The organism is Micromonospora sp. NPDC007271 (assembly GCF_040634005.1).
In the GTDB taxonomy this organism is placed as follows: Bacteria; Actinomycetota; Actinomycetes; order Mycobacteriales; family Micromonosporaceae; genus Micromonospora.
Genome location: NZ_JBEYER010000013.1, coordinates 20,818 through 41,338, shown reverse-complemented (window position 1 = coordinate 41,338; position 20,521 = coordinate 20,818). Strand labels below are relative to the sequence as shown.

General features: G+C 73.7%; 19 protein-coding genes and 1 pseudogene. 11 read left to right on the top strand and 9 right to left on the bottom strand.

What is annotated here, in order from left to right; genetic code table 11:
* Positions 1 to 206 precede the first annotated feature (206 nt).
* From ABZ570_RS07335 to ABZ570_RS07325, 3 genes are all read right to left on the bottom strand, one after another.
* Entirely contained in the window at positions 207 to 1,160 is a 954-nt protein-coding gene (locus ABZ570_RS07335) for a 4-(cytidine 5'-diphospho)-2-C-methyl-D-erythritol kinase (RefSeq protein WP_358058234.1), read from the bottom strand.
* A gap of 85 nt (positions 1,161 to 1,245) precedes the next feature.
* Entirely contained in the window at positions 1,246 to 2,115 is an 870-nt protein-coding gene (gene rsmA / locus ABZ570_RS07330; RefSeq protein ID WP_358058231.1) for a 16S rRNA (adenine(1518)-N(6)/adenine(1519)-N(6))-dimethyltransferase RsmA, read from the bottom strand.
* Between the two features lie 81 nt (positions 2,116 to 2,196).
* Positions 2,197 to 3,159 carry a TatD family hydrolase gene (locus tag ABZ570_RS07325; protein WP_358058228.1) on the bottom strand — a complete coding sequence of 321 codons (963 nt, stop codon included), beginning with the start codon at positions 3,157 to 3,159 and terminating at the stop codon, positions 2,197 to 2,199.
* An 82-nt stretch (positions 3,160 to 3,241) separates the two neighbouring features.
* On the opposite strand from ABZ570_RS07325, the gene ABZ570_RS07320 reads away from it, so the two are divergent.
* Together ABZ570_RS07320 and ABZ570_RS07315 are read left to right on the top strand one after the other, a co-directional pair.
* Positions 3,242 to 4,465 (top strand): hypothetical protein, encoded by a 1,224-nt coding sequence (locus tag ABZ570_RS07320; protein ID WP_358058225.1) that lies wholly within the window; start codon positions 3,242 to 3,244, stop codon positions 4,463 to 4,465.
* Between the two features lie 60 nt (positions 4,466 to 4,525).
* Positions 4,526 to 5,377 (top strand): alpha/beta hydrolase, encoded by an 852-nt coding sequence (locus ABZ570_RS07315; RefSeq protein WP_358058222.1) that lies wholly within the window; start codon positions 4,526 to 4,528, stop codon positions 5,375 to 5,377.
* A 52-nt stretch (positions 5,378 to 5,429) separates the two neighbouring features.
* Here ABZ570_RS07315 and metG read toward each other — a convergent pair whose 3' ends face one another.
* The gene (metG, locus tag ABZ570_RS07310) at positions 5,430 to 7,262 is read right to left on the bottom strand and encodes a methionine--tRNA ligase (RefSeq protein ID WP_358058219.1); all 1,833 of its coding nucleotides are present in this window, start codon (positions 7,260 to 7,262) and stop codon (positions 5,430 to 5,432) included.
* Positions 7,263 to 7,400: 138 nt separating this feature from the next.
* Here metG and ABZ570_RS07305 point away from each other — a divergent pair, with 138 nt between their 5' ends.
* A complete protein-coding gene (locus ABZ570_RS07305) occupies positions 7,401 to 8,264 on the top strand; it encodes a hypothetical protein (protein ID WP_358058216.1) in 864 nt (287 codons plus the stop codon).
* A 57-nt stretch (positions 8,265 to 8,321) separates the two neighbouring features.
* Here ABZ570_RS07305 and rsmI read toward each other — a convergent pair whose 3' ends face one another.
* Complete coding sequence (gene rsmI / locus ABZ570_RS07300; RefSeq protein WP_358058213.1) at positions 8,322 to 9,170, bottom strand: 16S rRNA (cytidine(1402)-2'-O)-methyltransferase; 849 nt, start codon at positions 9,168 to 9,170, stop codon at positions 8,322 to 8,324.
* Between the two features lie 83 nt (positions 9,171 to 9,253).
* On the opposite strand from rsmI, the gene ABZ570_RS07295 reads away from it, so the two are divergent.
* The 3 genes from ABZ570_RS07295 to ABZ570_RS07285 all read left to right on the top strand — a co-directional run bounded on the left by ABZ570_RS07295 (position 9,254) and on the right by ABZ570_RS07285 (position 13,458).
* On the top strand, positions 9,254 to 10,930 hold the full coding sequence (locus ABZ570_RS07295; protein ID WP_358058210.1) for a phospholipid carrier-dependent glycosyltransferase: 1,677 nt from the start codon (positions 9,254 to 9,256) through the stop codon (positions 10,928 to 10,930).
* A gap of 453 nt (positions 10,931 to 11,383) precedes the next feature.
* Positions 11,384 to 12,670, top strand: a complete 1,287-nt coding sequence (locus tag ABZ570_RS07290) for a VWA domain-containing protein (protein WP_358058207.1) — start codon at positions 11,384 to 11,386, stop codon at positions 12,668 to 12,670.
* 2 nt (positions 12,671 to 12,672) lie between these two features.
* Positions 12,673 to 13,458 carry a peptidase gene (locus tag ABZ570_RS07285; protein WP_358058204.1) on the top strand — a complete coding sequence of 262 codons (786 nt, stop codon included), beginning with the start codon at positions 12,673 to 12,675 and terminating at the stop codon, positions 13,456 to 13,458.
* 50 nt (positions 13,459 to 13,508) lie between these two features.
* Here ABZ570_RS07285 and ABZ570_RS07280 read toward each other — a convergent pair whose 3' ends face one another.
* From ABZ570_RS07280 to ABZ570_RS07270, 3 genes and pseudogenes are all read right to left on the bottom strand, one after another.
* Complete coding sequence (locus ABZ570_RS07280) at positions 13,509 to 13,778, bottom strand: hypothetical protein (protein ID WP_358058202.1); 270 nt, start codon at positions 13,776 to 13,778, stop codon at positions 13,509 to 13,511.
* Between the two features lie 294 nt (positions 13,779 to 14,072).
* Positions 14,073 to 14,204: pseudogene (locus ABZ570_RS07275) on the bottom strand (4-hydroxy-tetrahydrodipicolinate synthase); the annotation flags it as partial.
* Positions 14,205 to 14,263: 59 nt separating this feature from the next.
* A complete protein-coding gene (locus tag ABZ570_RS07270) occupies positions 14,264 to 15,397 on the bottom strand; it encodes a DUF4236 domain-containing protein (protein ID WP_358058199.1) in 1,134 nt (377 codons plus the stop codon).
* Positions 15,398 to 15,746: 349 nt separating this feature from the next.
* Here ABZ570_RS07270 and ABZ570_RS07265 point away from each other — a divergent pair, with 349 nt between their 5' ends.
* From ABZ570_RS07265 to ABZ570_RS07255, 3 genes are all read left to right on the top strand, one after another.
* Positions 15,747 to 16,274, top strand: a complete 528-nt coding sequence (locus tag ABZ570_RS07265; RefSeq protein ID WP_358058196.1) for a hypothetical protein — start codon at positions 15,747 to 15,749, stop codon at positions 16,272 to 16,274.
* Between the two features lie 109 nt (positions 16,275 to 16,383).
* Positions 16,384 to 16,881: a SigE family RNA polymerase sigma factor gene (locus ABZ570_RS07260; RefSeq protein WP_358058193.1), complete on the top strand. Its 498-nt coding sequence runs from the start codon at positions 16,384 to 16,386 to the stop codon at positions 16,879 to 16,881.
* Positions 16,878 to 17,981, top strand: a complete 1,104-nt coding sequence (locus tag ABZ570_RS07255; RefSeq protein WP_358058190.1) for a hypothetical protein — start codon at positions 16,878 to 16,880, stop codon at positions 17,979 to 17,981. Before ABZ570_RS07260 ends, ABZ570_RS07255 begins: the two co-directional genes overlap by 4 nt.
* An 83-nt stretch (positions 17,982 to 18,064) precedes the next feature.
* Here the strand turns inward: ABZ570_RS07255 and ABZ570_RS07250 are convergent, their stop codons facing one another.
* The gene (locus ABZ570_RS07250; RefSeq protein WP_358058187.1) at positions 18,065 to 19,234 is read right to left on the bottom strand and encodes a TDT family transporter; all 1,170 of its coding nucleotides are present in this window, start codon (positions 19,232 to 19,234) and stop codon (positions 18,065 to 18,067) included.
* Positions 19,235 to 19,305: 71 nt separating this feature from the next.
* On the opposite strand from ABZ570_RS07250, the gene ABZ570_RS07245 reads away from it, so the two are divergent.
* Positions 19,306 to 20,217: a LysR family transcriptional regulator gene (locus tag ABZ570_RS07245; RefSeq protein WP_358058184.1), complete on the top strand. Its 912-nt coding sequence runs from the start codon at positions 19,306 to 19,308 to the stop codon at positions 20,215 to 20,217.
* Positions 20,218 to 20,235: 18 nt separating this feature from the next.
* Positions 20,236 to 20,502: a hypothetical protein gene (locus tag ABZ570_RS07240; protein WP_358058181.1), complete on the top strand. Its 267-nt coding sequence runs from the start codon at positions 20,236 to 20,238 to the stop codon at positions 20,500 to 20,502.
* Positions 20,503 to 20,521: the final 19 nt, after the last annotated feature.

The window sequence follows — 20,521 nt, the reverse complement described above, 5'->3', positions numbered from 1 at the left end:
GCCCGGCCGCGCGCCACGATGCCCGCCGCCACGGCTCGCCAGCCCACGACCGGCGGCGCCAGTGATCAACTCCGGTTGCGGCACAGTGTGGTCTCGTCGTCGGATCTGACCACACCTCGCCGCACACCGTGTCGATCATGCAGTCCGGGCCGACCCGGGGCTTCGTCCCGGACGCGGACCGGACCGGTCGGGGCGTCGAGGCGGAGTCAGACGACGCGGGCGCCGGCGACCGGGCCATGGGCGACGCGGGCCTGTCGGCACACCCCGGCGGCCTCCATCTCGGCGGCGATCCGCCCGGCGTGGGTCTCGTCGGCGGCGAGGAAGACGCAGGTCGGCCCGGAGCCGGAGACGATCCCGGCGAGCGCGCCGGCCGCCTCCCCGGCCTTCAGGGTGTCGGTCAGCGACGGCCGCATGGACAGCGCGGCGTCCTGGAGATCGTTGCCGAGGGCGGCGGCGAGCACCCGCGGGTCGCGCTGGCGCAGCGCGGCGAGCAGCGCGTCGGTGCTGCCGAGCGGCGTGCCCGCGGTACCGGCGTCGCGAAGCCGGTCCAGCTCACGGTAGGCGGCAGGGGTGGAGAGGCCGCCCTCGGCGATCGCCACCACCCAGTGCCAGGAGGTGGGGCGGGCGAGCACCGGGCTGACCGCCTCGCCCCGGCCGGTGCCCAACGCGGTGCCGCCGTGGATCAGGAACGGCACGTCGGAGCCGAGGTCGGCGGCGATACCGGCCAGCTCGTCCCGGGACAGGCCGGTGCCCCAGAGCGCGTCGCAGGCGACCAGGGTGGCCGCCGCGTCGGCGCTGCCGCCGGCCAGGCCGCCGGCGAGCGGGATCTGCTTGCGCAGGTGCAGCCGGGCGTACGGCAGGACGCCCGCGTACCCGGCGAGGGCGTGGGCGGCCCGGATGACCAGGTTGGAGTCGTCGAGGGCCAGCTCGCCGGTGCCCTCGCCCTCCATGGTGAGGGTGAGGGTGTCGCCGGGGCGGGCGGTCAGCTCGTCGTAGATGGAGATCGCGTGGTAGACGGTGTTCAGCTCGTGGTAGCCGTCCCGGCGCAGCGGCCCCACCCCGAGGTGCAGGTTGACCTTGGCGGGCACCCGGACCTTCACCGGCCCGCCGGCCCCGCGCCGCTGCTCCTCCTCGTCGTCCGGTCGCCAGGCCTCGGTCACGGGACGATGTCCCGCGGGCGCAGGCGGATGTCGAACGGCTTCTCCACGATCAGCTCCTCGGCGCGGTCGGGCAACGGCGCCCAGCCTACTGGGCCGCGGTGGGCGCGGTCGGGGCCGACGCGGCGATGGCGGCGAACTGCTCCACGGTCAGCGACTCGCCGCGGGCACCCGGGTCGACACCGGCGGCGGTGAGCGCCGCGGCGGCCCGGTCGGCGCCGCCGGCCCAGCCGGCCAGGGCCGCCCGCAGGGTCTTGCGGCGCTGCGCGAACGCCGCGTCGATCACCGCGAAGACGGCCACGCGCGGGACGTCGGCGCGGGGCGGCTCGCGCCGGCTGAACGCGACCAGTCCGGAGTCGACGTTCGGCACCGGCCAGAACACGTTGGGCGGGACCTTGCCGGCGGCCCGGGCCCGGGCGTACCAGGCGAGCTTGACCGAGGGGACGCCGTACACCTTCGAGCCGGGCCCGGCGACGAGCCGGTCGGCGACCTCCTTCTGCACCATCACCAGGCCGTGCCGCAGGGTGGGCAGCTCGGCGAGGAGGTGCAGCACCACCGGTACGGCGACGTTGTACGGCAGGTTCGCCACCAGCGCGGTGGGGGCGGGTTCGCCCAGGTCGGCGGCGGTGACCCGGAGCGCGTCGGCGGGGTGCACGGTGAGCCGGGCGGCGTCCGGGCCGGCGAACCGGGCGGCGGTCTCCGGCAGCGCGGCGGCCAGCGCCGGGTCGAGCTCCACGGCGTGCACGTGCGCGGCGACCGGGAGCAGGGCGAGGGTGAGCGAGCCGAGCCCCGGGCCGACCTCCAGGGCCACGTCGTCGGGGGCGAGCCCGGCGGCGGTGACGATCCGGCGGACGGTGTTCGGGTCGTGCACGAAGTTCTGGCCGAGCTTCTTGGTCGGCGTCACGCCGAGGCGCGCGGCGAGTTCCCGGATCTCCGCCGGGCCGAGGAGTCCGGTCACGCCCCGTAGCGTATTCGCCCCGCCCGGCCGGGAAGGAGGGGCCCCTTGTCAACGCCGGGCGTTAACCAGGGGCCCCTCCTTTCACCACGGGCCGAAGGCGCGGTCGCCGGTGGCGGAGATGGCGGCGCAGAGCTCGTCGAGATCGGTGCCGGTGGTGGCGGCCAGCGACCGGACGGTCAGCGGGATCAGGTACGACGCGTTGGGCCGGCCCCGGTGCGGCATCGGGGTCAGGTAGGGGGCGTCGGTCTCCACCAGCAGCTGGTCGACCGGCGTGACGGTGGCCGCCTCGCGGAGCGCCGCGGCACTGCCGAAGGTGACCGTGCCGGCGAAGCTGAGCAGGTAGCCCCGGCGGACACACTCGCGGGCGAAGTCGGCGTCGCCCGAGAAGCAGTGCATGACGACCGTGTCGGGTGCGCCCTCGTCGTCGAGGATGCGCAGCACCTCGGCGTGGGCGTCCCGGTCGTGGATGACCAGCGCCTTGCCGTACCGCTTGGCGATGGCGATGTGCGCCCGGAAGCTCTCCTCCTGCACGGCCCGGCCGTCCTCCCCGGTACGGAAGAAGTCCATCCCGGTCTCGCCGACGCCGCGCACCCGGTCGCGCGCGGCGAGGGACTCGATCGCGCGCAGCGCCTCGTCCAGGTCGGCCAGCCGGGGTGCCTCGTTCGGGTGCAGCGCGACGGTGGCCAGCACCCCGCCGTAGCGTTCGGCCACGTCGGCGCCCCACCGGGACGACTCGACGTCGACACCGACCTGCACCAGCCGGTCCACGCCGACGCCGGCGGCCACCGCGATCGCCGCGCCGACCGGGTCGTCGGCGGGCCCGCCGCCCGAGCCGCCGTTCGCTCGCGACTGCGGGGCTCGCGACCCCGGCTCGTTCCTCGCGCTTCGCGGGGGCCCGCCGTATTCGCTGACGGTGATGTCCAGGTGGGTGTGGCTGTCCAGCACGGGGACGGGCAGCGCCTCGGGGACGGGCGGGAACTCCCCGGCCCGGCGGGCGGCCCGCTGCTTGCGGGTTTCGGTCTGCTCGGTCATCGCGGCCAGCATCACACACCGCCGCCGGCCGCTGTTCCCGGACCGCCACCGCCCGTTCACGCCTCCAACATCTGCCACGCTTAGCGTCCGGGTCGTGACCGTCACTCCTCAGGCCAGCGGGACCGAGCTGCACGTGACGTACGACGGTCGCGTCCACCCGGCGGAGGAGATCGCCCGGGGCGCGGCGTACGAGTTGTTCAGCGCCGACGAGGTGCCCGGCTTCGAGTGGGCGCCCCGGCCTGGGGTGGCGTATCCGTGGCGGAAGTTCGTGCACGTCACCGAGGTGAGCGCGGTGCACGGCGGGACACCGCCGGCCGAGGACGCGGACGCGCCGCTGCTGATGCCGGTGCACCGCGGGCGCGGCTGGCCGTACCTGCACCAGCTCAGTCAGCAGCCGGATGCGGCCGGGGATCCGACGCTCGCCGCGGTGCGCGGCTCGGCGGGGATCCGGCCGGGCACCCGGATGGTGAAGGTGCTCTCCGCCCGCCAGCTCGCCGGCTACGTGCGGGGTTGGCTGCCGCACGGCTTCTGCTACCGGGAGCACGACGTGGCGCACCTGCGTACGCCGGCCGGGCTGGCGGTGCTGCGCGGCGACGGCGAGGGCGGCGACGTGGCGTACGCGCTGCGCTGGCGGGCCACCGACCCGAGCGACTACGACGTGCCGGTCGGCCCGGCGCACCAGGGGCTCCTCGCGCTGCCGCCCCGGGACCGGCTCGGGCCACCGGTGCTGGGTACCGGCTTCGTGCCGAGCAACGCCCAGCTCATCCCGGAGTTCATCACCCGGGACTTCGCCGACCTGCCGATGCCGGCCAACGCCGCACTGCTCGCCTACCCGGCGGAGGGGGTGGAGGTGGTGCTCTACACCTACCAGGCGGAGCAGCGGGGCTGGCTGCGGATGGTCGGCCCGCAGTGGCGGCACCTGCTGTCCGCGGTGCCCGGTCTCTCCCCCGACCAGGAGTACGTGCCGACCGGCGACGCGCCCCGCTCGACCCGGCTCGTCGGCGCGTACGGCGGCGGCGAGTACGAGGCGGTGGCCGACCTGCCCGGCGGGTTCCGGGTGCTGGCGATGACCCGGGCGGCCCGGTACCCGGTGGAGTCGGCGGCCCGGCGGCTGCGCTACGCCAGTTGGCGTGGGGTGCCCTGCCTGGTGCTGCGGGAGGAGTCGGGCTGGCTGCGGCTGCGGTTGTGCCGTCCGGACCCGGACGCGGTGGTGACGACCGGGGCGCAGTGCCACGAGCGGGGCGTCTACGAGACCTGGGCACCGGCCACCGAGGTGACCGACGACCAGGTGGTGGACCTGCGCTACCCGGGGGCATAACCGGCAGCGGCGGGGGAATCCGCCGGGTCCGACAAGGCACCCCAGCTCAGGAGACCCGACATGCCCTTCGTCACCGTCGGCACGGAGAACTCCGCGCCCATCGACCTGTACTACGAGGACCACGGCTCCGGGCAGCCGGTGGTGCTGATCCACGGTTTCCCGTTCAACGGGGCGAGCTGGGAGAAGGTGACCGGCCCGCTGCTGAAGGCCGGATACCGGACGATCACGTACGACCGGCGCGGCTTCGGTGCCTCCGCCCAACCGGCCATGGGGTACGACTACAACACCTTCGCGGCCGACCTGGACGTGCTGATGACCGAGCTGGACCTGCGCAACGCCATCCTGATCGGCCACTCGATGGGCACCGGCGAGGTGACCCGCTACCTGGGCTCGTACGGGTCGAACCGGGTGGACCGGGCGGTGCTGCTCGCCCCGCTGGCGCCGTTCCTGCTCAAGACGCCGGACGACCCGGAGGGCGTCGACAAGGGCCTCTTCGACGGCTTCCAGCAGGCGATCCTGGACGACCGTTTCGCCTTCCTGACCCAGTTCTGCCAGAACTTCTTCAACTATGACGAGAACAAGGGCCGGCGGGTCAGCGAGGAGGCGTTCCGGGCGCACTGGGAGATCGGCACCCGGGCGTCGGCCAAGGGCACCCACGACTCCGTGGACGCCTGGCAGACGGACTTCCGCAACGACCTGCCCCGGATCGACGTACCGGTGCTGATCATCCAGGGCGACAAGGACGCCGTACTGCCCTACCCGGCGACCGGGCAGCGGTTGGCGCCGATGCTGCCCAACGCGAAGCTGATCACCCTGAAGGGCGCCCCGCACGGCATCCCGTGGACCCACGCCGACGAGATCAACCAGGCGATCATGGAGTTCATCGGCGCGTCGCGGATGGCGCGCGCCTGAGTGCGCCGGCGGCGCGGCCCGGCAGATCCGGCCCGCGCCGCCGCGCGTACGGTCAGCCGGCCAGCCGGGCCAGCTCCTCGTCGACGATGGTGGGGTCGAGCTTGCGGAACACCGGCTTCGGTGCCGCGAGCGGCCGGCCCACCTCGAGGGGTACGGACTCCCAGCGCGCGCCGACCGTGTAGTCGCCGGTCAGCACCGGGTACGCCGGCCCGCCGTCGAGGTCCTCGACCTCCTCGATCCGCGGCATCGGCGCGTGCACGCCGGTGCCGCCGAGCAGCTCGTGGATCTTCTGGGCGGAGTGCGGCAGGAACGGGGTGAGCAGCGTGTTGGCGTCGCTGACCACCTGCAGGGCGACGTGCAGGATGGTGCCCATCCGCGGCTTGTCGTCCTCGCCCTTGAGCTTCCACGGCGCCTGCTCGGAGAGGTACTTGTTGGCCTCGGCGACGACCCGCATCGCCTCGCCGATGGCCTGCTTCTGCCGGTGCCTGGCGATCAGGTCGCCCACGGTGTCGAAACCGGCCCGGGCGGTGGCGAGCAGCGCCTGGTCGGCCTCGGTGAGCCCGGCCGGGTCGATCGGCGGGATCGCCCCGAAGTTCTTCGCCGCCATCGAGATGGACCGGTTGACCAGGTTGCCCCAGCCGGCGACCAGCTCGTCGTTGTTGCGGCGGAGGAACTCGGCCCAGGTGAAGTCGGTGTCGTTGCTCTCCGGACCGGCGACCGCGATGAAGTAGCGCAGCGCGTCGGCGTCGTACCGCTCCAGGAAGTCGCGGACGTAGATGACCACCTTGCGGGAGGAGGAGAACTTCCGCCCCTCCATGGTCAGGTATTCGCTGGAGACGACCTCGGTGGGCAGGTTGAGCCGGCCCAGTTCGCCCGGCTCGCCGTCGCGGGCGCCCTCGCCGGAATAGCCGTCGAGCAGCGCCGGCCAGATCACCGAGTGGAAGACGATGTTGTCCTTGCCCATGAAGTAGTAGCCACGGGCGTCACCGCCAGCTCCGCTGGCAGGGACGGCGGAGCCCTCGGCGTCCTTTGGATTCCAATACTTGCGCCAGGCCTCGGGGTCACCGGTACGGCGGGCCCACTCGATGGAGGCGGACAGGTAGCCGATGACCGCGTCGAACCAGACGTAGATCCGCTTGTCGGGCCGGTCGCGCCAACCGTCCAGCGGGATCGGCACGCCCCACTCCAGGTCCCGGGTGATGGCTCGGGGCTGGAGGTCGTCCAGCAGGTTCTTGGAGAACCGCAGCACGTTGGGCCGCCAGCCCTCCCGGCTGTCCAGCCACTGGCGCAGGGCGTCGGCCAGGGCGGGCAGGTCCAGGAAGAAGTGCTCGGTCTCGACGAACTCCGGCGTCTCCCCGTTGATCTTGGAGCGCGGGTCGATCAGGTCGATCGGGTCGAGCTGGTTGCCGCAGTTGTCGCACTGGTCGCCGCGGGCGCTGTCGTAGCCGCAGATCGGGCAGGTGCCCTCGATGTAGCGGTCGGGCAGGGTGCGGCCGGTGGACGGGGAGATCGCCCCGGTGGTGACCTTCGGGACGATGTAGCCGTTGCGGTGCAGCCCGAGGAACAGCTCCTGCACCACCGCGTAGTGGTTGCGGGTGGTGGTGCGGGTGAACAGGTCGTAGGAGAGCCCCAGCGCCCGCAGGTCCTCGGCGATCACCCGGTTGTACCGGTCGGCCAGCTCGCGCGGGGTGACTCCCTCTGCGTCCGCCTGCACCTGGATCGGGGTGCCGTGTTCGTCGGTGCCGGAGACCATGAGCACGTCGTGACCGGCCATCCGCATGTACCGGGCGAAGACGTCAGAGGGAACGCCGAATCCGGATACGTGGCCGATGTGGCGCGGGCCGTTGGCGTAGGGCCAGGCGACCGCGGCGAGAACGTGACTCATGAGCAGCAAGCGTAGTGATTGCTTCGGGTCGACCGCGAACCAATAGGGCCCGTCCCGCCACCCGATCCGGACAGCTCGTCCAATTTGTCGCCGACACGCGGCCTGAGCTGCCCGACCGACCTCGCGTACCGGTGTCAAATGAACGGCGTGACCAGCGGACCAGCGGCGCCGGAGCAGGGCGGGCCAGCCGCCGGCCCGGGTGCGGACGCGGCCGGGGCCCGGATCGGGGCGGCGGCGCGTGGCGGGTCGGTCGCGCCGCAGCCGCGGCTGGACCCGGCAGTCCCGCCGGTGGAGGTGGAACCGACCACCGGGGCGCCGGTGGACGCGGTGCCCCGCCGGGTGCCGGTCCGCCAGCCGAGCTGGCGGCGACCCGTCCCGGACGAGGTCTCCTGGGCGCCCATCGAGGAGGTGCACTGGGACGGCACACCGGTACGCCCGGAGCTGTCCCGGCGGAGGGGCGGGTCGCCGGCCGGCCGGCCCGCCCTCCGATCCCGGAGCCGCCCGTCCCACCCGCCGCGTCCGCTGCGGGCGCTGGCGGGGCTGGTGGCGTTGAGCCTGCTCTCGGCGTTCTTCGCCTGGGTGAGCGCGGAGCCGTTCTGGTTGGCCGCCGGGCACGCCACGAACGGGACCGTGGTGATCACCGACTGCGCCGGCGGCGGCCTGACCCAGCGCTGCCGGGGGATCTTCCGGGCCGACGGTGACCGGTTCGTCGCCCACGGGATACGGGTCAGCGGTGTGCCGGCCGAAGGTCACGCCCCCGGCAGCGCCCTGCCCGCCCGGATGACCGGGCCGGACGGGGGCACCGCCTACGCGGATGCCGGCGTCGGCCGGCACCTGCGCTGGCTGCTCGGGCTGCTGCTGGTGCTGGGCTGCGGCGCCGGCATCGCCCGGTGGACCGGGGCCGGCCGGCTGCCGGACCGGCGGCACCGCCGCTGGGCGGTGGGGGCGGCGCTGGCGGGACCGGCGCTGATCACCGCCGGCTTCCTCGCCGCCGCCTGGTGAGCCGGCCGGCGAGGTCAGAAGGATCCCCTCCTGTTCGGCAGGCGGGGTGCCCTCCTTTCAGCGGTGCACGACGGTGTAGACCTCACGGCGGCGCAGGTGGTACGCGGCGGCGACCTCGGTGATCGCGTCGCGCCGGGACAGCCCGGCCGCCTCCCGTTCGGCCACCGCGGCGCGCAGCGTGTCGTCGTCGGGCCGGACCGCCGCGACTGGCGGCGCACCCGCCACGACCAGGGTGATCTCGCCGCGCGGCTCGCCCGCCGCGGCCCACTCGGCCAACTCGCCCAGCGGCCGGCGGACCACCTCCTCGTACGTCTTGGTCAGCTCCCGGCAGAGCGCGGCGGGCCGGTCGGGGCCGAAGGCGGTGGCCAGGTCGGCCAGTGCGCCGGCGATCCGGTGCGGCGCCTCGAAGAGGACCAGGGTGCGTTCCTCGGCGGCGAGGGCGCGCAGCCGGGACCGGCGGGCGGCGGGCGTGCGGGGTAGGAAGCCCTCGAAGCAGAACCGGTCGCAGGGCAGCCCGGAGAGCGCCAGCGCGGTGGTCACCGCACTCGGCCCGGGTGCCGCGGTGACCGGGCAGCCGGCGTCGATGGCGGCCCGGACCAGCCGGTAGCCGGGGTCGGAGACGCTGGGCATGCCACCGTCGGTGACCAGGGCGATCGTGTAGCCGGCGGCGAGCACCTCGACCAGTTCGGGGGTACGGCGCTCCTCGTTGCCCTCGAAGTACGAGACGATCCGGCCCGGCACGGTCACGTCGAGGTCGCGAGCCAGCCGGCTGAGCCGCCGGGTGTCCTCGGCGGCGATCACGTCGGCGGTGGCGAGCACCTCGCGGAACCGGGCCGACGCGTCGGCCGGGTTGCCCAACGGCGCGCCGAGCAGCACCAGCCGGCCAACCTCGGACATTTCACCCACGGCGTGCGCTCCTTCATCGACGGCCGTACCAATCTCGGGGACGACGGGCGCCACCGGGCACCTTCGCAGCCTACGATCGCCGGGTGACGAGTGCGTCGACAGCACAGAGCGCGAGCGGGTCCGCCACCGAGCGGACGGACGACGAACCGGGCACCGCGACGGGTGGGGCCGGGATCCCGGCCGTCGTCCGGCGGCGGCTCGCCACCGTCGACGCCCGCCTCGACGGGCGCGCCTGGCTGGCCACCTCGGTCGTCGTGGCGATCGCGGCGATCCTGCGGTTCGTCGGGCTCAGCGGCCCGAAGGGCAAGATCTTCGACGAGATCTACTACGCGCGGGACGCGTACGGGCTGATCGACCGGGGCGTCGAGTGGAACTACAAGGACAACGGCCCGTCGTACGTGGTGCACCCGCCGCTCGGCAAGTGGCTGATCGGGCTCGGCGAGTGGGCCTTCGGGTACCAGGACGCGGAGACGAACATCTCCGTACCGGGGCACCTGATCACCACCGCCCCGGAGCTCGGCTGGCGAATCGCGGCGGCCGTGGCCGGCACCCTGTCGGTGCTGCTGCTGGTGCGGATCGGCCGGCGGATGTTCCGCTCCACCACCCTGGGCTGCGCGGCCGGGCTGCTGCTCGCCCTGGACGGCTTCCACCTGGTGCTCTCCCGCACCGCGCTGCTCGACATCTTCCTGCTGCTGTTCGTGCTGGCCGCGTTCGGCGCACTCGTGCTGGACCGGGACGCCCGGCGGCGGCGCTGGACCCGGGCGCTGGAGGCGGGGCTCGACCCGTCGCGGCCGGGGCGGGCCGGCCGCCCGCCATCGACCTGGCGGGACTGGCCGTGGTGGCGGCTGCTCGCCGGGGTGCTGCTCGGCTGCGCCTGCGCGGTGAAGTGGAGCGGCCTGTACTTCGTGCCGGCCTTCGCGTTGCTGGTGATCCTCTGGGAGGTCGGCGTCCGCCGGTCGGCCGGCGTCCGCCACCCGTGGCGGGACGCCGTGCTGGACGAGCTGCCCTGGCTGCTCGCGGCCGGGGTGCTGCTGGTCGGCACGTATGTCGCCACCTGGTCGGGCTGGCTGCTCAGCGACGACGGCTACTTCCGCCTGGCCAGCCAGTACCCGAACCACGGGCTGAGCGACGCCCCGGTCATCGGCCCGCTGATCAACCTGTTCCAGTACCACAGGGCCGCGTACGGCTTCCACACCCATCTCGAGGACCCGCACAAGTACCAGTCCTGGCCGTGGCAGTGGCTGCTGCTCGGCCGGCCGGTCGCCTTCTACTGGTCGGGTGAGGGCAGCTGCGGCGCGCCGAGCTGCGCGTCCGAGATCCTGCTGCTCGGCACCCCGCTGCTCTGGTGGTCGTTCCTGCCGGCGCTGGCGGCCCTGGCCTGGCTCGGGTTGGCCCGGCGGGACTGGCGGGCCGGGGCGATCCTGGTCAGCGTGGCCGCCGGCCTGCTGCCCTGGTTCTGGTTCGCCCTGGACGGCCGGACGATGTTCTCCTTCTACACCGCCCCGGCGGTGCCGTTCCTGGTGCTGGCGGTGGTCTACGTGCTCGGCGCGATCGCGTCACCGGCGCCGGCCTCCGCCACGGCACCACCACCGAGCGAGCAGCACGTCTCCGACCGCCGGCTGGTGGGCGGGGTCGTCGCGGGCGCGTACGTGCTGTTGGTGGCCCTCTGCTTCGGCTACTTCTATCCGATCTTCGTGGGCCGGCTGATGACGTACGCGGAGTGGTCCGCCCGGATGTGGCTGGACGGTCGCTGGATCTGACCCCGGAGCGGCCCGGCCGGAGCGCGGTCGGGCCCGGGCGCACGGAAAGACGCGCCCCGATCGCCTGCCACGGGGGAAGCGGGCGATTGGGGCGCGCACGTGAAGCTTAACCATCCGACATCACCTGCACAACTGGTCGTCCCCGGTCAGCTTCCCGATCGGCACGCGCCGCCAGGATGCTTGCACCCGGACCGCTGACGGACGGTCATGATCCGAATACCTTACGAGAGCCTTACGGCCCCGCCCGGCAGGGAGCCTGCAGCACACAAAGCGGGAAACATGAGGATCGCCGGATTTACGGGTTTTTGGGCTCCAAATCCGGATATCCGAATGACGAACATTCGCCGACCGGACGGGCGGGCTGGAGCAGGGACCCCAACGCCCGCCGCCGGCCCGACTGCCGCCGCCCCACCCGGGTGATCATCCGAAGTGGATCTCACTACACTTCGGCCGGTGATCAACAAGAGAAGATCGTTGGCTGTCCTCATCGGACTGCTGACGACCACCGCGCTGATCGGTCCGACGCCCGCCAGGGCCGACGACGACCCCGCCGAAACCCCCGCCGAACCGCCCAAGGTCGAGCTGGTCCTCGACGTCAGCGGCTCGATGCGCGCCCGCGACATCGACGGGCGTAGCCGGATCTCCGTCGCCCAGCAGGCGTTCAACGAGGTCGTTGACGCGCTGCCCGACGAGACCCAGCTCGGCATCCGGGTGCTCGGTGCCACCTACAAGGGCAGGGACAAGAAGCAGGGCTGCCTGGACACCCAGCAGATCGTGCCGGTCGGCCCGGTGGACCGTGCGCAGGCCAAGGCGGCCGTGGCCACGCTCCGGCCGACCGGCTTCACCCCGGTCGGGCTGGCGCTCCGCTCCGCCGCACAGGACCTCGGCACCGGCAGCACCGCCCGCCGGATCGTGCTGATCACCGACGGCGAGGACACCTGCGCCCCGCCCGACCCCTGTGAGGTGGCCCGCGAACTCGCCGCCCAGGGCACCAAACTGGTCGTCGACACGCTGGGCCTCGCCCCCGACGACAAGGTACGGCGACAGCTGCTCTGCATCGCCGCGGCGACCGGCGGCACGTACACGGCGGCGCAGAGCGCCGACGAGCTGACCGGCCGGATCAAGCAGCTCGTGGACCGGGCCCGGGACACCTACACCGCCGCCCCGACGGTGGTCGGCGGGTCGGCGGAATGCGACCGGGCACCGCTGCTCGGCCCCGGCGTCTACACCGACCGGGAGGCGTTCTCCGAGCACCGCTGGTACCGGGTGCCGGTACGTCCCGGCCAGGAGCTGCGCGCCTCGGTCAGCGTGGCGCTGGACCGACCCGTCAACCCCGACTACGGGGTACTGCTGCGGGCCACCGCGCCGGACGGGCGGGAACTGGTCCGGGGCGTCGACGCCGGCAGCGGGCGCACCGACGTCGTCTCCGCCGGCCTGCGCTGGTCCGCGGCCGAGGAGGACGGCCCCAGCCCGTCCCCGACCGGCACCCTGACCGTGACCGCGCAGACGGTGTGCCTGGTGGTCAGCAACTCGTTCGCCCCCCGCCCCGGCACCGAGGCCACCCCGGGCATGCCGATCGAGCTGACCGTCGACGTGGTCGCCGCCTCCCCGGCCCCGGACGGACCGGACCTCGGCCGCGGCTGGGCCCTGCTGCTCCTGCTCACCCTGGCCGGGCTGGTCACCGGGCTGCTCGCCGGGCTGCTCACCCGTTGGTGGGTCGCCACCTGGAGGGAGAACTGAGGATGCGTACGCTGATCCGGTCCGCGGCGGCGCTGGCCGCCGCCGGGCTGACCCTCGCCCCGGCCACCGCCCCGGCCGTCGCCTCGGCCGCTCCGACGCCGTCGCCGGGCGCCGCCACGGTGACCAAGGCCGGCACCTCGTTCCTGACCGCCACCGCCATCACCGCCGGGCAGCCCGTCCAGGTGGGCGCGTCGACCGGCGACTACCTCTACTGGTCGTTCCGGGCGGAGGCCGGGCAGACCCACGAGATCACCGCGACGGTCTCCTTCCCGAAGGGCCGCAGCGGCAGGTCGACGTGGGCGGTCGACGTCTTCGACGGGCTGCGCCGCCGGCAGGCCTGCACGGCCGGGGCGCAGACCCCGACCGCCGACGCGGCGGCGGCCAGCGTCGCCCTGGGCTGCACGCTGCGCCGGGTCCGGCCCTGGGCCGAGCCCTGGTCCGGTGACCCGCTGCCCGGCACCTACTACGTCCGGCTGGCCGTGACCGACCTGCCCGAGCCGGACCTCGGCCTGCCGATCGACGTGGACCTGCTGGTCGGCGTGGACGGCGAGGGCGGCACGTCCGGTGAGGACGGGAAACTGGAGGCCCCGCTGGTGCCGAACACCCGGCCCGGGACGGTGCTCAGCGCCGAGCCGGGGCCCGAACCGGTCGCCGAGGAGGAGACCAGCCTCACCGGCTGGCTCCCGGAACCCGGCTCGCGTTGGGTCTGGACCACCGCCGGTGGCGTGCTCGCCGCCGTGGCGGGCGTGGTCGGCTTCGCCCTCACCCGGCGGCCCCGCCGCCCCTGAGCCCGGCTCCGGTGGCCGCCGCAGGTGCGCGGCGGCCACCGGGGCAGCCGTCAGCCGTTGGGCCGGCCGCGCGGTACCCAGCCGATGAACCGGTCCTGCAGGGACGACACCGGCGCGTGGCACAGGTCCTGCGTGGCGGCGGCCAGGCAGGAGCCCAGATAGACGCTCAGCGCGGCCCGGTCCACCTGGTACTCGTTCAACAGACGGCCACGCTTCGTGACGCAGGGCCACTCGTCGCCGCAGGAGCCGCAGGTCCAGTCGGGGGTCGTCGGCGCATGCTCGTCCGGTACCGGCCCCGACGCCTTCGCACCAGGCGTCATCGGCACTTCCTCTCGCAGGTGGACGGGTCTGCTGGCCATCCCCTCTGGGCCTTGCCAGCCCCCGTGACGTCCCTACAGCGTCACCAAGCGCAGTGGCGTTACAGCGTCACGCTACCTTCACCGTCGGCCGCCGTGAACCTGCCCGTCCCGGCGGAGATTTCCGCTCGGAGCGACGCCGTCCTCGTCCAGGACGCCAACGGCATCCTGGAATGCAGCACAGGCTGGAGACGCCGGCTCCTGGAAACCCTGAGCCGAGACGGGGGCCGGTCCCAGCCGCGGCCGGCCCCGCCCCCGTTACGCCGGCACCCCGGCCAGGTCCTCGACACACGCCAGGGCGCGCGCCGTGGCTGGCAGCAGCGGCGGGCGGACCGCCGGCGTCGGGATGCGTCCCTGGGCGTGCAGCACCGCCTTGATCACGGAGGCGTGGGCGGCCAGGGTGGCGGCGGCTGACCGGGAAGGCGGCCAGACCGGGACAGACCCTGAGTTCAGCCGTCGCCGGTGAGCTCGGCCAGGTCCACGGCGGCGAGCAGCTGGGTGAGCGCGGGTTCGGCGGCGAGGTCGAGGGGTAGCAGCTCACCGGTACGCGGTCGTGGGTTGAGCAGCAGTTCCCGGCTGGTGTCGCGCACGATCGCGGCGGCGTCGGCAACCTGCCACCGCACCCCGCGCAGCGCGGATCGGTCGAACGTCGCCGCCAACAGGCAGGAGACTCGCGGCCGGCCGTACGCGTCCACGCCGTCGGGCCGCAGCACGGCCACCCGGACGGCGGCGATGCCGGGCGCGACGGCCAGCGCCTCCCGTACGGTGACCAGCACCTGGCCGCAGACGAACAGCTTGTAGTAGGCGGCGCGGTCGCGCTGGGGCAGCTTGCGCAACGACAGGTTTCCGGCCTGGGTGGTGGTGGCCATGCGGTCGGGCACCACCTGATCGACCCCGGGCACGAGCACCGCCAGGGAGACCTCGTCGCCGCTGACGCCGACGGCCGCGCTGGGCGCCTCGTTGTCCTCGAACGCCTCCTCCAGGGTCTCCAGCACCACCTCGGGCACGTTGGTGCACAGCTGCTGCCAGCGCTGGTCGAGGTACTGCTGCCAGGCGGCCTGCTGGGCCAGCCGATCGGCCCACTGCCGTTGCACCTCGGCCTCGGTCCACTGCGCCGCCTGCTGTCTGGCCTGCGCCCGCCGGCTGCGCTCGAAGAGCCCGACGCCGGCCAGGGCATGGTTCTGGTAGTGCTTGCGGATGCTCTCCCGGTCGGGAGGTGCGGGTTCCGGTGCGACCGGCCGGGAAGCGGGCGGGAAGTCCACCCGGTGCAGTTCGAGGATGCGCTGGAAGACCTGAGCGAGGCGGTGCGCCTCTTCCGCCCGCTGCTCCCGTACCGCCTGGCGCTGCTGGGCGGCGAGTTGCCGCTGGTAGCTCGCTGCGGAGGTGGTCCGGCCGCCGCCGGGTCGGCCGCGACCTCCGCCACCGAGCGAGGTGTAGAACCCGACCGGCCCGACGCCGGTGGAGAAGCCGGTACGGCCGCCGCCGACGTGGATCCGCGCTGCGCGCGGACCGAGACTGGTACGGATGCCCCGCGACGAGGCCCGGACACGCACCCCGGGCGCGAGCTTGATGGAGAACCCCACCCGCCAAAGGTAGGCCGGCCTGACCTGCGGCTCGTTCATCCCGGCGCCCGACCGGCCCTCCGTCACTCGGTCGACTCGCCTGACATTCGGGCCAGCACCGCGCGTCGAAGTATCGATACGCATGGCGCCCGATTAGCCTCTGGCAATTGTTGCGTACGCAAGCACACTGGGACGGGTGACCTACCAACCCCCGCAGGAGCCGTGGCGACCGGTGCCGCCTCCCCCGCCACCGCCGCCTCCCCCGCCGTGGCAGGCCCCGACCGCCCAACACGGACCGGTCCCGCCATACCCGACCGCGCGGGTGCCGGCTGCCGGCCGGACCGAGACACACGGCTGGGCAACCGCTCCCGTGGCCAACGGCGCTGCTGGCAAGGGCCCGAGGCGACCCGTCACTCGCGGCCAGAAGATCGCCGGGGGCTTCCTCGGGCTGCTCCTGCTCTGCTGCTGCGGCGGCGGCATCGCCGCCATCGGCAGCTCGGGTGACGACAAACCGGCCGCCAAGGAGTCCGCGGCAGGCGGGCGGGCGCTGGCCGAGCCGTCCGCCGCCCAGCCGGAAAGCCCCACGCCGTCGACCGAACCGCCGAGCGCGGCACCCACGACCGAGTCGCCGAGTCCTGCGGCCACCACCAGCCGACCCAGCCCGACGCCGAAGCCGACGCGAAGCACCTCCAAGCCGACGCCGACCAGCCCCAAGCCGACGCCGAAGCGCACCACCAGCACCCCGCGCACGACCGCGCCGACGACGTCGTCGATCCGCACCGGCGTGACCCCTGGCGCCTTCTGCAGTCCCGCTGGCGCTCTCGGCCGGACCACCAAGGGCACACTGATGCAGTGCAAGACCGCCAAGGACGGTCGGCTGCGCTGGAAGACTGCCTGAGCTGGGCAGATCGGATTTCCTGCACGGCTGACGACGTCTTACGGTCGGTGGGCAACCTTCCGGGCCGTCGGTCGGGTAGTAACCGGCGACCCACTACGAAGGAGAGCCGGTGGCATCCAGCGACACGTTCGCGGAGTTCGTGACGGCCCGATCAGCTCGGCTTCTGCGTACCGCCTATCTGCTCACGCACGACTGGGCGCACGCGGAGGACCTGCTGCAGACGGCGCTGGTACGCGCGTGGGGCGCCTGGGGACGGATCGACGCGGACCCGGAGCCGTACGTACGACGAATCCTGGTCAACGTCTACGCCTCCTGGTGGCGGCGCAGGTGGCGCCAGGTCGAACAGCCGATGCCACAGCTCCCGGAGCGGCCGACCGCGGACGAACTGTCGCGCGTGGACCAGCGGGACCAGGTGTGGCACGCGATCGGGAGGCTGCCGCGACGCCAGCGGACGGTGCTGGTGCTGCGCTACTTCGAGGACATGACGGAGGCGCAGATCGCGGAGGCGATGGGCATCTCGGTGGGCACCGTCAAGAGCCAGGCCACGAAGGCCCTGGCCAAGCTGCGACTGGACGAGTCGCTGACGCTGGAGGCATCGCCCCGATGATCGACCTCAGGGAACTCATGGCCGAGCGCTCGGCCGACGCCGCACCGTCGGGTGACCGGCTGGCGGAGGTTCAGCGCAGGATCGCCGTACGTCGTCGCCGACACGCCGTGCTGACGGTGGCCGGCGCGGTGACGCTGGTGGCGGGCATGGCCACCTACGTCGCCGTACCCGGCGGCCAGCCGGCCGGGCCGCCGACGTTCGCCGCGGGATCGGCGACCCCGTCGGCCAGCCCGCCCGCCTCCCCGAAACCGGTCGCGGGCGGCAAGGTCGGACCCTTCGCCGAATACGCCCGCGGCTACCGCGTCGTCGCCTTCGGCAAGGCGCCCGTGAGCTCGAAGAAGGTGGAGTTCACCTGGGCCGTCAACGCGGCGGACGTGGCGTTCCTGACCTACTGCCCCGGCCTGCCCAAGGACACCACGCTCGACCTCGAGTTGGCGATCGACGGCAGCGATGCCGGCTACACCACGAACTGCAACTCGGAACTGCACAACGACCCGGATCCCTATGGCGGGCTCCGAGGGTACGGCTCGACGCCGCGCCAGACGGCGCCGAAGGGAGCGAGCATCGGCGACACGGTCACGGTGGCCTACTCGGTGACAGGCGCCCAGCGCAACGGTTACCTGCCGAAGATCCCCACCGAAGGCACGATCTACGTCGCGGTGGCCGAGAAGGTGCCGTTCGAGCAGTACCCCTTCCCGGCCCGCCCGGCCAAGCCGGCGCCGCCCGAGCCGGACGGCATGGCCAGCGAGCCCGGCACCAAGGTGGTGCACAGCGACCCGGCGGACCCGAACACGCCGGTCAGCACCACGCTGACCTGGCACCGGAGCTTCGAATACATGGTGGTGCCCCAGACACCCGGCATCTATCGGGTCTCGGTCAACGGTGTGCCCGCGGGCGGTGGTGAGGTCTACGACTACTCCGGCAACGGCCCGAACTCCTCCTGCCAGGTGAAGCGGGCGGACAAGGGCCACTGCCTGCTCGACCTCGAATCCCTCAAGGACGGTGACACCGTCACCGTCACCGTCACCGCCGAGCATGCCACCGGGCCGTGGCTGGCCGAGCTGCGCTCCGAGTGGCAGGACCCGTCGGCGCGGGGGTGACCGCGAAGGGGCAGCGGTCCGGACGTCCGCCCGGACCGCTGCCCCGCCTTGCATCACCGTCGGCCCGACGCCACGACCGGCCCTCACCTGGCAGTCGGCACGGCGGGTGGGAGGAAGAGGTGCCCGTGCCAGGCGCCGCGCACGGTACGGGCCGCGACCGTCGCCCAGGCGGCGAGCAGCAGCCCGTACAGCAGCACGGCGAGCGCGGTCAGCATGATCGAGCCGGACCGGGCGGCCAGCCCGGTGACGCCGGTGACCAGGGTGCCGACGGGGAAGGTGAAGCTCCACCAGGTGAGCGAGAACGGCAGCCCGGCGCGCGCGGTGCGGATGGTGATCGCGGCCGCCAGGGCCAGCCAGAGCAGGGCGAAACCCAGCACCGGTACGCCGTAGAGCAGGGCGAGCAGCTGCGCACCGGCCGCGTACGGGTCGGGCAGCACCCCGTCGGCGGCCCGGCCGAGCAGGTGCGCGGCGGTGATCGACTGGCCCAGCGGACCCAGCACGATCCACAGGGTGGGGACCATCCGCGCGGCGCAGACCCGGTGCACGACCAGCCGGGACCAGAGCTGCGGCAGGATGATCAGGGTGGTGGCCAGGCTGATGCCGAACATCGCGTAGCAGGCGATGACCATGTCGAGCCGGGCCTCCCCGGCCGGCAGATGCGGCACGAGCAGCGCCCCGTTGGCGGCCGAGACCATCGGCGGCACCACCGGCATCAGCCACCCGCCGAACGCCGCGTCCGGCGCGATCCGGTGCCGGGTCATCATCAGGTACGGAATGGCCACCGCGGTCAGCAGACCCAGCCCCGTCCCGAGGCTCCACAGCACGAGGTCGACCGCGACGGCAGCGGATTCGCCGAGCCAGGCTGAGCCGAGCAGCAACGCACCGCCACCGACGGTCATCAGGGCCATCGGCGGCGCACCCCAGAACTGCGCCATGACCGGGTCGGCGGCGTGCCCGAGCGCGGTGTCCCGGTGCCGGCGCAGGTGCACCGCCCACGCGGCGACGAGCGCCACCAGCAGCAACGCCGCCGCGGCCCAGACCAGGGTCGCGGCGAACCGCAGCCCCGGCAGCTGCACCGGCAGCCCGGCCGCGGCGGTGGCCACGATGCCGGTGCCCATCACCGAGGCGAACCAGTTCGGCCCCAGATACGCGAACACGTCGCGCGGACGTGCCAGCGCCGACAGCGGCGCGGGCCGCCCGGCCAGGTCGGGGCGGCGGCGAGGAAGCGTGGGTGGGTGGTGCAGGCTGCTCATGCGAACAACTGTCGGGCCGCGCGGACCGGCCCGGTAGGCAGTGATCTCGTACCGAGTCATAACCTTCCCTTATGCCTCTGCCGCCGCAGGTGACCGACCTGACCAGCTTCGACCTGCTGCTGTCCGTCGCCCGCCTCGGCAGCATCGGGCAGGCCGCGGCGGAACACCGCATCTCCCAACCGGCGGCCAGCGCCCGGCTCCGGTACCTGGAACGCCGCCTCGGCCTGACCCTGCTGCAGCGCACCCCGCGCGGCTCGGTGCTCACCCCCACCGGCGCGTTGATCGCCGACTGGGCGCGGGGCGTGGTGGAGGCGGCCGACTCGCTCGCCGCCGCCGTCCAGACGCTGCGCAGCTCGCACGAGAGCCGGCTCGCCGTCGCCGCCAGCCAGACCATCGCCGAGTACCTGCTACCGGCCTGGCTCGTGGCGCTGCGCGCCCGGCAGCCGGACCTCGTCGTCACCCTCCAGGCCGCCAACTCGGCGGAGGTGGCCACCCGGCTGCTCGCCGGCAACGCCGACCTCGGCTTCGTCGAGGGCCCCGACCTGCCGCCCGGCCTGGACGCGGAAACCGTCGCCGAGGATCGGCTCTCCGTCGTCGTCGCCCCCACCCACCCGTGGGCCCGCCGCCGGCGCGGCATCGCCCCGGCCGAACTCGCCGCCACACCACTGGTGTCCCGCGAAGCGGGCTCCGGCACCCGCCGCGCGCTGGAGGCCGCCCTGCGCGAGCACCACATCGACACGCTCACCGCCCCGCTGCTCGAACTGTCCTCCACCACGGCGATCAAGCACGCCGTCGCGGCCGGTAGCGGCCCCGCCGTGCTCAGCTCCCTGGCGGTCAGCACCGAGCTCGCGGCCGGCACCCTGGCCGCCGTACCCGTCAGCGGCCTCACCCTGCACCGCCGGCTCCGGGCGGCCTGGCCGGCCGGCCGGCAGCTCACCGGCCCCGCCCGCGACCTCTACGCGATCGCCCGCCGGCCCCGGTAACGCGTATGGTGACCGAACATGGTCACGTTGCCGCCCGCAGACCTCCGGGATCACTTCGCGCAGCATGGCTACCGGCGGTTCGACCTGCTCGGCGAGGGGATGGAAGGGATCGTCTTCGCCCTCGGCGACAGGCATGTCGGCAAGCTGTGGTTCCGTCGCCAGCCGGCCGAGTTGCGGATCATCAAAGACTTCTACGAACACCTCGGATCGCAGGATCTCCCCTTCGCCGTACCTCGGATCTGGCGCTGGCGAAGACGCCAGGAGGCGAGCCCGCCCGCCGGCTGACCGTGCTCGACGAGCCGAC

Bases quoted from the DNA above. Each gene is read 5' to 3' on its own strand.
- ABZ570_RS07285 (WP_358058204.1), top strand. From the start codon at position 12,673: ATGCGTACGCTGATCCGGTCCGCGGCGGCGCTGGCCGCCGCCGGGCTG.
- ABZ570_RS07255 (WP_358058190.1), top strand. From the start codon at position 16,878: ATGATCGACCTCAGGGAACTCATGGCCGAGCGCTCGGCCGACGCCGCA.
- ABZ570_RS07250 (WP_358058187.1), bottom strand. From the start codon at position 19,234: ATGAGCAGCCTGCACCACCCACCCACGCTTCCTCGCCGCCGCCCCGAC.
- ABZ570_RS07280 (WP_358058202.1), bottom strand. From the start codon at position 13,778: ATGACGCCTGGTGCGAAGGCGTCGGGGCCGGTACCGGACGAGCATGCG.
- ABZ570_RS07245 (WP_358058184.1), top strand. From the start codon at position 19,306: ATGCCTCTGCCGCCGCAGGTGACCGACCTGACCAGCTTCGACCTGCTG.
- ABZ570_RS07315 (WP_358058222.1), top strand. From the start codon at position 4,526: ATGCCCTTCGTCACCGTCGGCACGGAGAACTCCGCGCCCATCGACCTG.
- metG (WP_358058219.1), bottom strand. From the start codon at position 7,262: ATGAGTCACGTTCTCGCCGCGGTCGCCTGGCCCTACGCCAACGGCCCG.
- ABZ570_RS07240 (WP_358058181.1), top strand. From the start codon at position 20,236: ATGGTCACGTTGCCGCCCGCAGACCTCCGGGATCACTTCGCGCAGCAT.
- ABZ570_RS07325 (WP_358058228.1), bottom strand. From the start codon at position 3,159: ATGCTGGCCGCGATGACCGAGCAGACCGAAACCCGCAAGCAGCGGGCC.
- ABZ570_RS07305 (WP_358058216.1), top strand. From the start codon at position 7,401: ATGAACGGCGTGACCAGCGGACCAGCGGCGCCGGAGCAGGGCGGGCCA.